Raw genomic sequence first — 15,491 nt, 5'->3', positions numbered from 1 at the left:
TCCATGCCCACGATCTGGGGTCCGTCGTAGGCTTGCTCACGGTCCATCAGGGGCCTCCTGCCTGTGGACGGTTACTTCTTCTCCTGGACCGAGCATCGTCCGCACCCGGCCGGAGCGGGAGGCCCCGCTCCTTCATCGCATCAGTCGTCGGGGCCGAGGGTGGTCAGGTCGATGGTGTCCGAAATGGTCTTGTAGGCGTCGGGAGTGAGGTTGATGTGGTCGCCGGTGTCGTAGTCACTGGGTGCGGCGCCGGCGTTGAGGATCAGCGTCGCGGGGTCTTCGGTGCTGTCGGGGTCGGGGACGGCGACCGCCTGTTCGGCGTCGAGGCAGGTGACCGTGGGGGTGGAGAAGTCGACTTGGTCGGTGATCCAGGTGTTGGTGGTGACGCGGTTGGTGTCCGCGTCGGTGGTGCAGGGGTCGTATCCATGGCAGGGGGTGAGGGTGGTGAGGACGACCTTGACGCCCCATCCGCGTAGCTGGTCGAGGAGTTGGCCGTAGGCCTGCTGGAGGTCGATGTCGTCGGTGCCGGCGACGATGTCCTGCAGTCCTTCGTCGACGATGACCGTGGTGATGCCGGGAAGTGACAGGACGTCTCGGTCGAGGCGGGTGAGGACGGCGGGTCCGCCTCGGCCGGACTGCTCCGTGGCGAGGCGGTTGTTCTCGATGCCGGAGGCGACGACGCCGTAGTCGGGGATGTTCTGGTCGTTGGTCTGGAGGGCGGTGGCCAGGGTGTCGGGGAGACGCGGAGTGGTGAGGCCGGGTGTGGTGCCGTCGGCGAAGGGGTCGGTGAGGTTGTCGCCGAGGACGGCGATGGTGGGCTGGTCACCGCTGGTGGTGACGTCGATGCCGGTGAGGATGTCGGTGAACCAGCCCCATGTCACGCCGGTGCCGGTGAAGGCGGTTGTGGTGGTGTCGGTGGTGTGGTCGCCGGAGCCGACGGCACTGACGTACTGGGTGGTGGCGGCCGCCCAGCTGTGCTGGACGAGGTAGGGCACGTCGTTGACCAGGTGAATGCTGATCATGATGCGTTTGCCGGGTGTGGCGGCGTGGTCGGTGGGGTCGCTGTAGACCTCGCCCCCGGCCGGGATCGTGACGTTTTTGCTGCCGCCGTTGAAGGTCAGGTCGATGGGTGTCGTGGTGGGGGCGGCGCCGGAGGACTGGGTGGCGATGGTGGTGTGGTCGATGGTCAGTGGGGTGCGGCCGAGGGCGTTGGAGAGCCTGATGCGGACGCTGGAGCCGGCGACGCTGGGGTCGGCCGCGATACGGAAGGTCTGGTCCTTGTAGTCGGTGTTCTCGTAGTTGAACGCGCCCTCGTTGGGGGCGCTCCACGCGCCGGTCCATTTCGCGCCGTCGGGAGCGGTGGCGGTGTCGCGGAGGGCCATGCCGAACAGGTGGAGTCCGGGGACGTCCTGGCGGGCGGCATCGCTGAGGTCGGGGAGGGTGACGTCGCTGATCCGGGCGCCGGGTCTGAGGGGGACCGCGAAGGCGTAGATGTTGGTGCTGCGGGTCTCCTGGCTTCCGCTGCTGTGGTTGCGGTGGGGGAGGGTGACGGCGGCCAGGGCGTTGGAGCCGTAGACCCAGTCGGGGACGGTGAGGTGGTATGCGGAGGTGGTGCCGTCGGCGTAGGTGACGGAGCCGTAGGGGCCGCCGGCCCGGCAGTCTTCGTACTGGCCGTTGCCGAGAGTGCATTGGGTGCCGCTGACGGAGGTTCCGTCGGGCACGGAGGGGCTGGAGTAGTCGTCGTCGGCGTGCTGGGAGCTGACGAATCCGTAGGTGGAGAAGCCGAGGAAGACCAGTGCGCGGCCGCTGCCGTTCATCTGGATGGACTGGTTGGCGGCCATGACGTTGTCGCCGGAGGCGGACGTGAAGTCGGGAAGGGTGAAGGTGGCGCCGTCCACGGTGATCTTGCCGCCGGGCTGCCAGCCGACCGCCTTGAGGTCCTGCAGCGACATGGTGGCGCCGATTCCGTCGGCGTCGGCGGCCGACTGGTCGCTGTTGTCGGTGACGGCGGTGTTGTTGAAGGCGTCCTGGAGGCTGCTGTAGGTCTTGCCGGTGTGGCCGAGGGCGGTGAACTGGTACTGCTGCTGGGTGGAGACGTTCCCGGCGGAGTCGACGGCGTAGACGTACAGGGTGTGTGTGCCGGGAGCGGTCGGTGTGACGGAGATCGTGGCGGCGTTGCCGGAGGCCGTGGCCACCGCGGAGGCGGGAGTGTTGGAGGTGGGCGGGCTGACGTCGAGGCGGTAGAGGAACTTGGCCGCGCTGTTGGTGCTGAGCGTGAAGTGGCCCGGGGTGCCGGCGGGTGTGATGCCGGGGGAGTCCTCGGGGTAGGTGCCGTCCTTGTCCTCGATGGCCGGCGCGGCGGGTGCGGTGAGGTCGACGGTGAAGTGGCAGCTGGAGGAGGTCGGGCTGGTGTCCTTGCCGTCGCTGGAGTGGACGTTCCAGCCCACGGTGTCACCGGTCTTCAGCCCGCTCATGAACGACGAGGAGAGCTGTTTGGGCGCGTTCGATCCGCTGGAGACGGTGGCGCTGGTGGTCGTGGTGGAGCTGCCGCCGTTGACCCAGTACGTGTAGGTCGCCGCCAGGGCGTCCTTGTCGCCGTCGCTGACCGTGGCGTTGAGGGTCGGTGGTGTGGTGACGAGGGTCTTGCCGATGACCGGGTACGGGGCGGTGGTGCCGCAGCCGACCGAGTGGCTGCCGAACTTGGCGGCCAGACTGCCCGGCTTGGCGGGGACGTGGTTGTACTCGATCGACATCGAGGGATTGTTCGCGAAGCGTTTGAAGTAGGCGCCGTCGCCGCTGCCGTCGTGGCTGTTGACCAGGGCGAAGGTCCAGCTGGAGTCGTGTGCGGCGGCCTTCTTCGCGATGGTGGAGGTGACGGAGAATCCACCGGAGGGTTCGCTGCTGCAGGCGGGACCGAAGCTCTTGCTCGTCAGGTAACTCGACAGGCCGGGTTTGCTGTTCCACGTGGTGGAGGAGCCGATCGCGCCGGTGAGGTAGAGCTTGATGGTGGAGGAGAGGCTGCAGCTGGCCGAGTAGTTCTCCGTGGCGTTGACCGTGGCGGACACGATGTGGGTGCCCCAGACGGTGGAGGGGATGCCGAGCTGGAAGTAGGAGCGCTCGATGCCGATGCAGCCGGACCAGCTGTTGTAGCCGACGCCGGGGTCGCCGTACTGGGTGGAGTCGTAGTTCTTCGCCGTCGGGCAGCCCTGCTGGGTTTCGACGTAGTGCTGCTTCTTGCCCGAGGCGTAGTGCGGGTTCCAGGTGGGGTCGATGTAGACGGGGTAGCGGGTGGTGGCTCCGGCGAGGAGCTTGCGGTCCGGTCTCAGGGACAGGGTGCTACCGGTGACGTCGTCGGAGACCCGGGCCACCTGGGCGCCGACGCCGGGCCCGGACGAGCTGTCCTTGGCGCTTGCGGTGTCGGCGTGGGCGCTTGCGGTGTCGGGGTGCGCCGGGTCGGCGGAGTCGACGGGGGCGGCGAGCAGTTGGGTGGAGGCGCCGCTGGTCGAGGAGTCCCACATCACAGGCTGGGGCGCGCTGAACATGACCTGGCCCGCGGGCGTGGCGGCCTGCAGGTTGTCGTGGCCGTCGTCGGAGACGCTCACCCCGGTGGCGTGGGTGGTGAGTTGCAGTGTGGCCAGGGCGGGATCGCCGGCGGCTCTGGCGGTCTTGACGACGATCAACTCGGAGAACCCGCCGAGGGTGTTGGCCGTCAGCTGGAGGTCCACGTCCTTGAGGACGTCGGGGTAGGTGATGGTGGCGCCGGACACGCTCGGCTCGGGCAGCGACCGGGGCCAGGAGAAGGCCAGCTTCGCCCTGCCGCTGGTCATGGACACCAGAGGTGCACTGCCGCCTCCGGAGAAGGTCAGGGGCTCGGCCGCTGCTTCGGGGCTGTAGCTGCCGTCGCCGTTCCGCTGGAGGGTGGCGTCGACGGGTACCCACGCGTCGTTCTTCCGGACGCGTTCGGGCAGCAGGCTGGTGGTCCAGGTGACCGTACCCGAAGGGTTGGCCTGGACGGTGGCGGTCTCGCTGGTCAGCGCTCCCACCTGCACGGGGCTGCCGGTGGAGGCTGCCTCGCTCTGCGCGGCTGCCAGCGCCGCCTGCTGGTCCTTGGTCAGCCCTGAGTCGTCTGTGGCACGTGTGGTGCCCAGGGGGCCGTCGGGGTGGCTTTCGGGCAGAGCCGGGGCCGGCGTGGAGACCGGTGGCCTACCGCCTGTGTCAGCGGCGGCGGGGAGGGCGGGCGTCAGAGACAGTGCCAGTGCGGTCACGGAGACCGTAGCCAGAAGAAGGCCCGGTATTCGCGGCTTCTTTTTGTGTGATCTGTTCGCACGGCGCGGTCGGAAAAGGTCGGACATCTATCCCCCAGTGTGGCGTCCGATGAGAAAAGAGCCGATAGGCGCGAGGAGGCTACCTGTGATTGAGCCAAACCGACAACCGGCCGACCGGATGCCCGTCCCCCTTTCATCACGGAACATGTGAGTGTTATGTGCAACTTGTCGTTGATCTTGCGTGATGGGGGTTTTCTTGGGGTGGCACGGCGTTCCATGGGTGAATTCAAGCCAGACCTGGCGGTTCTTGACCGTTTCCGGTGTTGTTCATGGTGATCTCTATGCATGATCCATACTGTGGAGGCCCTGTGAAAACCGGCTTCACGCTGATCGAATATCCCTTCGGCAGTCACGCTGAATTGGGGGGTCAGAGGTGCGTCGGAATTCGCCGTGGCGGATTTACGGACGAGCGATGCGGATGCGGAAGGTTCCCGCGTTCTGGATCGTCTTCGTCACCACACTCGGACTCCTGGCAGGGTTGGTCGATGCCCAGGCCGCATTCGCCGCGGAGCACCGGCCCGATTACCTCGTCAAGGCGAAGAAGGAACACTCCATTCCGGTGACGCCGGTCAAGGGCAAGGCGGCCGCTGGTCCGCGGATGACCCGCTGGAGACCGGGCACGGCGCGCAGGACCTGGCCCTCGGAAGGCAGTGCCGACGTGGTGGTGCCGGGCCTCGGCGCCACCGCCCGGCACGCGGGCCGACTGCCGGTGACCCTCGCCGCCGTCGCGGGGAAGGGACACGGCGTGCGACCGGGCACGAAGCTGCACGTGCGCATGGCGGGCCAGGCGGCCGCTCAGAAGCTCGGGCTGCGCGGCGTGGTCCTCGCCGTTCAGCCCGTCGCCGGGACCCGCGGTGGCGCTGCTCACCTCAGCTTGGACTACTCGGCGTTCAAGGACGCGTACGGCGGCGACTGGGCCGCGCGCCTTCACCTGGTGCGGCTGCCGGCCTGCGCGCTGACCACTCCCGGCAAGCCGGCCTGCCGTACCCGAAGTCCCCTGGCCTCCGCCAACAGCACCACGTCCCGGACGGTATCGGCCGACGTGGCACTGCCCACCACGACCTCCGCGCCCGGCGTCCGGCAGTCCGCCACCGCGCAGCCGATGGTGCTGGCCGCCGTGGCCGGCACCTCCGGCGGCGGCGGCACCTACGCGGCCACCTCGCTGTCCCCGTCCGGCCAGTGGTCGGGCGGCGGTTCCAGCGGTGCCTTCTCCTACTCGTATCCCATCACCGTGCCCGACGTCCCCGGCGGCCTGAGTCCGAGTGTCTCCCTGGGCTACAACTCCCAGAGCGTGGACGGTCGCACCTCCTCCACCAACGCCCAGGCCTCCTGGATCGGGGACGGCTGGGACTACTCGCCGGGCTTCGTGGAGCGCACCTACCCGGCCTGTTCGGACGACGCGGCGAACGGCACCCCCAAGACGTCCGACGAGTGCTGGTCGGACACCGCCCAGAGCCTCACGCTCTCACTGAACGGCTCGTCCAACACCCTTGTCCACGACGACAAGACGGACACCTGGCACCCGCAGGGCGACAACGGCGAGAAGATCGAGATCAAGACCGACACGGTCAACGGGGACAACGACCACGAATACTTCGTCGTCACCACCGCCGACGGCACCCGCTACTACTTCGGCCGCAACCGCCTGCCCGGCTGGGCATCGGGCGACCCGACCACCGACTCCGTCTTCACCACCCCCGTCTACGGCAACGACACCGGCGAACCGTGCCACGCCTCCACCTTCGCCGCCTCCTGGTGCCAGCAGGGCTACCGCTGGAACCTCGACTACGTCGTCGACACCCACGGCAACGCCCTCAGCTACTGGTACACCCCCGAGACCGGCTACTACGGCCGTGACAACACCACCACCGCCACCCCGTACACCCGCGGCGGCTACCTCGCCAAGGTGCAGTACGGGCAGCTGGCGGACAGCGTCTACGACACCACGAACGCGCCCGCCGCCGCGCAGGTCCTCTTCGACACCGCCGAGCGCTGCCTGCCCGATGCCGACTTCGACTGCGCCGCCGCGAAGATGACGACGGCCAACGCCTCGCACTGGCCCGACGTCCCCGTCGACCAGACCTGCTCCTCGTCGGGGAGCTGCGACAACCACGGTCCGGCGTTCTTCACCACCAAACGCCTGACCGGCATCCGCACCCAGGTCCTGGTCGGCACCGCCTACCAGGACGTGGACGCCTGGTCGCTGACCCACACCTTCCCCGCCACCGGCGACACGACCACACCGGCGCTGTGGCTGTCGTCCATCACCCACACCGGCAAGGACGGCGGCAGCCTCGCCCTGCCCCCGGTGAAGTTCGCCGGGCAGGCGCTCGCGAACCGCGTCGACGGCCTGGACGGCTACCAGCCGATCACCCGCTACCGGCTGACCACCGTCACCACCGAGTCCGGCGAAGTGATCGCCGTCAACTACACGGGTCCCCAGTGCCACCGCCAGGGCGGCACGGTGCTGCCCTCCAGCCCGGACGCCAACACCTACCGCTGCTACCCGTCGTACTGGACCCCGCCGGGCCAGACCTCCCCGCAGCTGGACTGGTTCAACAAGTTCGTCGTCAACTCGGTGACCACTCAGGACCCGACCGCGGGCGGCCTGCCGGTCCAGACGTCCTACAGCTACGTCGGCGACCCGGCATGGCACTTCAACGACGACCCGCTCACCCAGGCCAAGTACCGCACCTGGAACCAGTGGCGCGGCTACGGCACGGTCGAGACCCGCACCGGCACCTCCCCGGCGAAGATCACACTGCTGCGGCAGACGTACTTCCGCGGCATGGACGGCGACAAGACCGCCTCCGGCACCCGCAGCGTCACCCTCGACGACCACGCCGGCGACGATGCGCAGAAGGACTCGGACTGGCTGGCCGGCCAGGCCTTCGAGACCGAGGGATTCAACGGCGACGGCGGCGCCCTGCTGTCGGACGAGATCACCGATCCGTGGAGTTCACCGGCCACCGCGACCCAGTCCCGCACCAAGGCGGGCCTGGACGCACTGGTCGCCCACCGCGTCAACATCAAGCGCAGCCGCGCCCTCACGACCAAGGCGGACGGCACCCAGCGCACCACCGAGACCGACTACACCCTCGACGCGGCCACCGGCCTCCCCACGGCCGTGGACGACAAGGGCGACACCTCGACCTCGGCGGACGACCAGTGCACCCGCACCTGGTACGCCAAGGACGCCTCGGGCAACACCCTGCCCACACCGCGCCGGGTCCAGCAGGTCGCCGTCGCCTGCAGTGCCACCCCGTCCTATCCGGGTGACCTGATCAGTGACGATCTGACCTTCTTCGACAACTCCACCGACAACACGGCGCCGCCCGGCAAGGGCGACGTGACGATGGTGCAGAAGGCCGACTCGGTCACCAGCGACGGCACCGCGCACTACATCACCGCGCTGAAGAACACCTACGACTCCTACGGCCGTGAACTCACCGAGACCGACGCGGACGACCGCGTCACCACCACGGCCTACACACCCGCCACCGGCGCCGCACCGACCTCCATCAAGGTCACCCGGCCGAAGGTCACCGGACAGACGGCGGGCTTCGCCACCACGACCACCGTGGACCCGGGGCGCGGGCTGGATCTGAAGACCACCGACGCCGCCGGCTATTCCACCACCAGCACCTACGACCCGCTGGGCCGGCTGACCGCCGTGTGGAACCCGGGCTTCTCCACCAGCAACAACGCCAACTCCACCTACAGTTACGACCTCGACCCGAAAGCCCCGTCGACGGTCACCACCCGGACCCTGCTCGACGACAACACCTATCGCACCTCCATCTCCCTCTACGACGCGATGCTGCGCCCGCGGGAGACGCAGACGGCGACGGTGGACGGCGGCCGGGTCATCACGGACACCGTCTACGACAGCCACGGCTGGGCGGTGTCCAGCTCCGACCCGTACTACAACAGCGGCGCCCCCTCCGGCACTTTGGTGGACGCCGCCGACAACCAGACCCCGTCCCAGACCGGGACCGTCTACGACGGCGCGGGCCGCGTCACCGCCTCCATCGCCTACCACTTCGCGACCGAGACCTGGCGCACCACCACCGCCTACCCCGGCTCGGACCGCGTCGACGTCACCCCGCCCGCCGGGTCCACCCCGACGACGACGTACACGGACGCGCGCGGCCAGACGGTCAAGCTGCTGCGCTACCACGGCAGTTCACCCACCGGCACGGCGGACACCGCGACCTACTCCTACGACGCCGCTGGCCACCAGATCGGCCAGGACGACGGCCAGGGCCACACCTGGAGCAGCCACTACGACCTGCTCGGCCGGCGCACCTCCCAGACCGACCCGGACACCGGCACCTCCAGCTCGACCTACGACAACGCCGGCCAATTGCTGTCCACCACCGACGCGCGCGGCAAGACCGTCAGCTACGGCTACGACGAGCTGGGCCGCAAGACGGCCGAGTACGACACCACCGGCGGCGCGACCCCCTCCACCGGCAACGAGCTGGCCGCCTGGACCTACGACACGCTGAAGAAGGGCAAGCCCACCTCTTCCACCCGCTACGTGGGCGGCACCAGCGGCTCCGCGTACACCAGCAAGGTCCTCCGCTACGACAGCCACGGCTGGGCACAGGCCACCGAACTGGTCGTCCCGGCCTCCGAGGGCGCCCTGGCGGGCAACTACCTGCACCAGAACCGCTTCAACTACACCGGCACCCTGCAGTCCTACACCGACCAGGACCCCGCCACCGTCACGCTCCCGAAGGAGACGGTCTCCTACACCTACGACGCCTACGACCGCCCCATCGGCGTGGGGGGCGACACCAATGGGTGGGCCTACGTCAGCGGACTGACCTACACCGAGTTCGACGAGCCGCAGCAGTTCACCTACGGCACCTCCGGCAACTTCGCCCAGCAGACGCTGACCTACGACGACCAGACCCACCGCCTGACCGGCTCCACCACCATCACCCAGTCCGGCGCGGCGATCGCCGACAAGACCTCCTACGCCTACCAGCCCTCCGGCAACGTCACCAAGATCACCGACAAGCTGGAGACGGGCAGCACCGACACCCAGTGCTTCGGCTACGACTGGGCCCAGCGCCTGAAGGCGGCGTGGACGGCCACGGACGACTGCGCCGCGACCCCCGCGCCCGGATCGTCCACCACCGTGGGCGGCCCGTCCCCGTACTGGCAGACCTGGAGCTACGACGCCACGGGCGCCCGCTCCCAGCAGGTCGACCACGACCCGTCGGGGAACACCTCCCACGACGCGACGTCCTCCTACACCCCCGTCGCGGCGGGCGCGGGCCCGGCCCACGCGGTGGCCCAGGTGGACAAGGTGGTGCCGGGCGACGCGACGGCGAACACCACCAACGCCTACACCTACGACGAGAACGGCAACGTCCTCACCCGCACCACCCGTTCGGGCACCGACACCCTCACCTACGACGACGAGGACCACCTGTCGCAGCTGTCATCGACGGGCTCCGCCGGTGACACGAACTACCTCTACGACGCCGACGGAAACCTGCTGCTGCGCCGCAGCCCTGACGCCACCACCCTCTACAACGGCGACGAGGAGATCACCCTCAACAAGGGCGCCACCACTTGCGACGGCCTGCGCTACATCTCCATCGCCGGCCAGACCGTGGCCACCCACTCCTCCGACGGCCACTTCACCTACCTGATCCCCGACCGGCAGGGCACCGGCACCCTCGCCGTCGACTCCCAGACCCAGGCCGTCACCCGCCGCCAGTACAAACCCTTCGGCGAGCAACGCGACCAGACCGGCACCTGGAGTGCGGGGCAACGGGGCTTCGTCGGTGGCACCCAGGACGACAACACGGGTCTGACCAACCTCGGCGCCCGCGAATACGACCCCACCATCGGACGCTTCCTCGCCCCCGACCCGCTGCTGAATGCCGGCGACCCTCAGTCGTGGAACGCCTACGACTACGCCGACGACACCCCCGTCACCAGTTCCGACCCCTCCGGCCTGTGTATGGCCGACCAGTGCGGCGTCGGCTACCCCATCGGCGGCACCGGCACCAGCAAGAACAACCCCAAGCGCTACGTGGACACCGGTCCCGTCGACCCCGGCGGCTCGAACCACGCCTACTGCCACCACGGCAGTTGCACCGACGGACACCGCCTCGGTCACGGCGAAGGGGCCAACGGCGGCAACATCAACAAGAAGACCTACGACCCCCAGGCCGAATCCCGGGCCCTGGCACGCGCCAAGGCCACCGCGGAGGCGAGCGTCGCCGCCGCGAAGAAGCAGGTTTCCGGATTCAAGCACCACCTGCTCAACCTCGTCGCAGACGTCATCGGCCTCACCGACGCCTACAACTGCTTCACCAAGGGCGACGTCATGGGCTGCGTCAACACGGCCCTGACCGCCGTCCCGTGGGGCAAGGTTTTCAAAGCCATCAAGGTCGGCATCGAAGCGCTCAAGGTCTGGCGCGCCCTCGACCACGCCTACACCGCCGTCAAGGACGCCGAAGAAGCGGCGAAGATCGCCGACGGCGCCCTCGACGCCGAACGCGCACTCGCCGAAGCACGCGAGGCCGAGAGCGCCGGCACCGAAGCAGCCAGCTGCGCCGTCCACAGCTTCGTCGCGACGACCGGCGTCCGCCTGGCCGACGGCTCCTCCAAACCCATCAGCTACATCAAGACCGGTGACACCGTCCTGGCCACCGACCCGCAGACCGGCATCACCGCACCGGAGAAGGTCCAGCAGGTCATCGTCACCCACACCGACCGCGACTTCACCACGCTGACCCTGGACACCACCCCGGTCCGCGGCCCGCCCCACACCGGCAAACACCAGCGCCAGACCCTCACCACCACCTGGCACCATCCCTTCTGGGACGCCGTACACCACCGCTGGACCGACGCCCGCAACCTCACCCCCGGCACCAAACTCCGCCGCCCCGACGGCACCACGATCACCGTCACCGCGGTCCACAACTTCCACCAGCACAAAACGACCTACGACCTCACCGTCGGCACCCTCCACACGTACTATGTGCTGGCAGGCGCCACTCCGGTCCTCGTCCACAACTGCGAAGAAATTGCTGACGCAACCACTCTCTATCGCTTCGGTAGTGGCCCAGAAACCACGGAGAAACTGGCGGCGGATGCCGCCAACGCCGAACAGCACGATTTCCCCCATGGGATATCAACATCGACTCGCCTGCCTCCGAAGATCAAGGAATCAGGCGAGTATCGCTCGACGACGGTGGGCGCGGTAAGGGAGAGAGGCTTCAGGGTGGAGCAGACGGGTAGAAACAAGGCGCACCACACGGTCCATCTCCCGAAGCCGGTGACAGAACAGGTAACGGATAGGTTGAATGAACTATTCGGGAGTCCAGGATGAGTGACCAGGTATCCTTGTCAGCCTCAGTGGTCTTGAACTCATCAGCTGACCTCGCAGATAGAATTGCCGCGCTACTTCGGCTCTCGACCCTGGATACTGAAAAAGCCATTCAGGTTGCTATCAGTGTGACTGAAAATCCCGATGAGCTGCCAGTGGTCCTCGTTGCTGTAGGGGAAGAGATAGCCCATATCGCTTCGAAAACTCGATGGCTCACAGAGTTCGAGGTCAGGAACATGAGTGACGTGGCTTTCGATGCCTACTGTGAACATCTCAAATAACTCGAGCTGCTGGCTTGATCGATCGTTTGGTGGAAGTGGCTTACGGTCAGGTGACTTGCAGGCAACAATCGCTCGCCCTCCACACGTACTATGTGCTGTCAGGCGCCACTCCGGTCCTCGTCCACAACTTTCCTTCAGGTGGTGATGATGCCGCTGAAGAGATGATTCGGGTGCGGCATTGCGCGAGTTCGCGGGGCAAGGTGCGAATCTGCCAGAGCAAGGTCATCAGGGCGAGTGACGAGAACAAGGGCTTCCTCGTTCCAGCTAAGGGAAAGTCGAGATGAGTCCACGTGACGCCGAGGGCAAGCTGGGGATCGGTTGAGGTAGGGGAAATCACGTGCTCGAATTCGACGTTCCCGTCAGCCGGGTCAGTCGAGATGCAATTCGACGATGGGCATCACCGAATGGGTCGCTGATGGGGATCTAGTGGTCGAGAACATTCAGGTTAAAAGGTGACGGACGTGACTCAGGACATCCCGGTAGAGCTGGTGGGATTCACCGATTTGTTCCGAGATTTGGAGGAGTACGTAGTTTCTCTGGATCGGGTACTGTCACGTGTTGGGGCAGGAGAAGACCCGTGCATACTTCTTGAGTATGTGGTGGAGTACGGCCTCCCTGCCCGACTGGCTCGAGCCCGTGAATTTGTGGGTGACTCCCTGGAGAAGGCCATCGGATCAGAGGCAGTGGAGGAAATCGCCGACCAGGTAGAGGGGTGGTACAGCGGTCGAAAGTGAGGCGATAGCCTCGTTGAGATTGTGACGGAACTTAGAGGGCCCAGCAGTCGCAGTGCTGGTGGGCCTTCTCTGGTTTCGGATTACGATCGTCCATCGTTGGATGGTACCGGCACTTACGTTTCACTACCTCACTGTCAGCGACCGGTACGGACTCGGTCTGGAGCCTCCGTAGCCTGTCACCCCACCCTTTCAGCCTCAGCGGCGACGGCGGCGGACACCAGGGCTGTTCGCCGCCGTCGCCGTGCCGTGTATCAGGGGCGGTTGAGGGCGTTGCCGAGCGCCGTCATGGCGTCTCGGTGGAGGCGGAGACGTACATAGGCGTAGACGGTGGTGGTGACACCGATGTGGGCGGCGGACTCAGAATATAGGAGGAGCAGCGTGGAGGACGAGGCCAGAGCCGTCCTGCGACGGTTCGAGCAGGGTGAACCGGTCGATTCCGAGGGCGTTGTGTACGCCGCTGCCTCCTGGTACCGCATGTCGCCGCCCTTGGTGATCGCGCAGGGTTATGCCCTGTGGGTGCTTGAGGCGATGGAATGGCGGCCGGACGAGGTCGCCAGGGTCGAGGAGATTGTGCGCGGCTTGTTTCGCGGCCCTGGTGTAGCGCGTTTTAGTACTCCAGCAGCACTTTGACGTTTTCCCTGTTCAGGGGCGGTTTGGGTGAATGTAGTGGGCCGGTTGTCGGTCCGTGTTCTCTTTCCCGGGCCGCCCCTCGATCGTGTGCAGCCGCCGCTGATAGTGACAGCGGTCGGGGCAGCCTCCTGGCGTGATCGACGAGCGTGCAGTTGAGATCTGGAATGACGAGCTCGAGGAACTGTTCCTGCGTACCGGCCTCCGCTTCAAGCGCGTCGAACCGCGCCGCCGGATGCGTGACTACATCCGTGGACTGCTGGGCCCGGTCGGCCGCAAAAACGGCTGGCAGCTGGCCGAATACGCCGGACACCGCACACCCGACCGCCTTCAACGGCTCCTCAACGGCGCCCGCTGGGACGCCGACGAGCTCCGCGACGATCTCCAGCACTACGTAGCCGAACGACTCGCCGGGCCCGACGGAATCCTCATCCTCGACGACACCGGCTTCCTCAAGAAAGGCACCACCTCGGCCGGTGTGCAGCGCCAGTACTCCGGCACCGCCGGCCGCACCGAGAACTGCCAGATCGGCGTGTTCGCCGCCTACGCCACCGCCCGCGGACGCGCCCTGGTGGACCGGGAGTTGTATCTGCCCAAGTCCTGGACCGACGACCGCGACCGCTGCCGCGCCGCCCACATCCCCGACGAGCGGGCCTTCGCCACCAAGCCCGACCTGGCCAAGACCATGGTGCTGCGCGCGATCGCCTCACCGCTGCCGATCGCCTGGGTGACCGCAGATGCGGCCTACGGCCAGGAGTGGCGGCTGCGCCGCATGCTGGAGGAGACCGGCCTGGGATATGTGCTCGCGGTCCCCAAGTCCCAGCAGGTGCCGCACTTCGGCCGCGTCGATCACCTCTTCTCCCAGGCGCCCGACGAAGCATGGGAGCAACGGTCGTGCGCTGACGGCGCAAAGGGCCCGCGGGTCTACCACTGGGCCGCCCTGCAGATCACATCCATCGAGGACTTCGACGGCGAGATGCCCACCCACCAGCGATGGGCACTGGCACGCCGCAGCATCAGCAAGCCCGAAGAGATCGCCTACTACCTCGCCCACGCACCGCTCGGCACCACGGTCGAGCACCTCGTACGCGTCGCCGGGATGCGCTGGGCCATCGAAGAAGCCTTCCAGGCCGCGAAGAACGAATGCGGCCTCGATCAGTACGAAGTCCGCCGCTACACCGGCTGGATGCGGCACATCACGCTGGCCATGCTGGCGCACGCGTTCCTGGCCGTCATGGCCGCCGACGCCGCGGTAAAAGGGGCAGCAGAAACGGTTCCTGCCTCGCGCCCCTCACCGTGGCAGAAGTTCGGCGGCTCCTGGCAACTGGCCACTCATCCCTCGCCGTTCACCCACACCTCACCAGTGCACGCGCCCTGAGATGGTCACACTGGCGCAGACGACGCCAAGCCGTCGCTCGCCGCTGTCACTATCAGCGGCGGCTGCACACGATCGAGGGGCGGCCCGGGAAAGAGAACACGGACCGACAACCGGCCCACTACACTCACCCAAACCGCCCCTGAACAGGTAAAACGTCAAAGTGCTGCTGGAGCACTAGGGGCACTGTCGAGGACGCGGTTCTCCTTACCCTGGGGGTACTGGGCGACTCCGATGCCGCAGTCGAGGTGGATGCGAGGAGAGCGGGCACGCTGTACAACCTGACGGCGCTGCTGGACGCGGTGCGGCGGCGCGGTCAGCTTTTCGACCCGGATCTGGCTGCGTTGTTGGAATGGGCGGAGGACGGGGTTGAGGAAGCCCTGGCCTTGGGAGAACTCACTGGCCCGCGGATCCGGGACGGTCAAGTGGGGCCCTGGGATCTGACCGAGGTGGAGACCGCGACTGAGAGCGGTGCTGTTGTTCCGGGCGACAGGATTGACCTTGGCGCCTTGCGTGTGCCTGTCGTCGCGGGCATGGGGATCTGGTCCGACGGGATCGATCCGCAGGGCGAAGGCTCTGCCTCGGCCATCACTGTGCATGTGGGAGGCACCTCGCTGCAGTTGCAGGTCTTCAGCGCACCGGAGGACGGGGAGTGGGAGCGGGTCCGGGGCAAGCTGATGGCGAAGATTGCGTCCCAGGGGGGTGCTTCTATCTGTTCGGTCAAGGTCTGTGGGCTTGGTCAGGCTGCTTGTTCGTGCCCGGGTTGGTAGAGGGTGCGGTGCTTGAGCATGG

The 15,491-nt window shown here is 67.2% G+C and carries 7 protein-coding genes; 6 read left to right on the top strand and 1 reads right to left on the bottom strand.

Features of this window, described 5'->3' with window-relative positions:
- Nucleotides 1-140: 140 nt before the first annotated feature.
- Nucleotides 141-4,265, bottom strand: coding sequence for a hypothetical protein (locus ACIRPX_RS45260; protein WP_404206017.1), 4,125 nt, complete (start codon nt 4,263-4,265; stop codon nt 141-143).
- Nucleotides 4,266-4,743: 478 nt separating this feature from the next.
- On the opposite strand from ACIRPX_RS45260, the gene ACIRPX_RS45255 reads away from it, so the two are divergent.
- The 6 genes from ACIRPX_RS45255 (at nt 4,744) to ACIRPX_RS45230 (ending at nt 15,469) form a co-directional block, all read left to right on the top strand.
- Nucleotides 4,744-11,685 carry an RHS repeat-associated core domain-containing protein gene (locus ACIRPX_RS45255; protein ID WP_404206016.1) on the top strand — a complete coding sequence of 2,314 codons (6,942 nt, stop codon included), beginning with the start codon at nt 4,744-4,746 and terminating at the stop codon, nt 11,683-11,685.
- Complete coding sequence (locus ACIRPX_RS45250; RefSeq protein WP_404206015.1) at nt 11,682-11,963, top strand: hypothetical protein; 282 nt, start codon at nt 11,682-11,684, stop codon at nt 11,961-11,963. The genes ACIRPX_RS45255 and ACIRPX_RS45250 overlap by 4 nt, the downstream gene beginning before the upstream one ends.
- Before the next feature lie 461 nt (nt 11,964-12,424).
- Complete coding sequence (locus ACIRPX_RS45245; protein ID WP_404206014.1) at nt 12,425-12,697, top strand: hypothetical protein; 273 nt, start codon at nt 12,425-12,427, stop codon at nt 12,695-12,697.
- A 378-nt stretch (nt 12,698-13,075) separates the two neighbouring features.
- Nucleotides 13,076-13,327: a hypothetical protein gene (locus ACIRPX_RS45240; protein ID WP_404206013.1), complete on the top strand. Its 252-nt coding sequence runs from the start codon at nt 13,076-13,078 to the stop codon at nt 13,325-13,327.
- Nucleotides 13,328-13,460: 133 nt separating this feature from the next.
- Nucleotides 13,461-14,702, top strand: a complete 1,242-nt coding sequence (locus tag ACIRPX_RS45235) for an IS701 family transposase (RefSeq protein ID WP_404206012.1) — start codon at nt 13,461-13,463, stop codon at nt 14,700-14,702.
- Nucleotides 14,703-14,947: 245 nt separating this feature from the next.
- Nucleotides 14,948-15,469: a DUF3710 domain-containing protein gene (locus ACIRPX_RS45230; RefSeq protein ID WP_404206011.1), complete on the top strand. Its 522-nt coding sequence runs from the start codon at nt 14,948-14,950 to the stop codon at nt 15,467-15,469.
- Nucleotides 15,470-15,491: the final 22 nt, after the last annotated feature.

Source organism: Streptomyces sp. NPDC101225, assembly GCF_044767585.1.
Taxonomy (GTDB): Bacteria; Actinomycetota; Actinomycetes; order Streptomycetales; family Streptomycetaceae; genus Streptomyces.
Note: the sequence above shows the minus strand (reverse complement) of the source record. Positions and strands in the feature narration are given on the sequence as shown.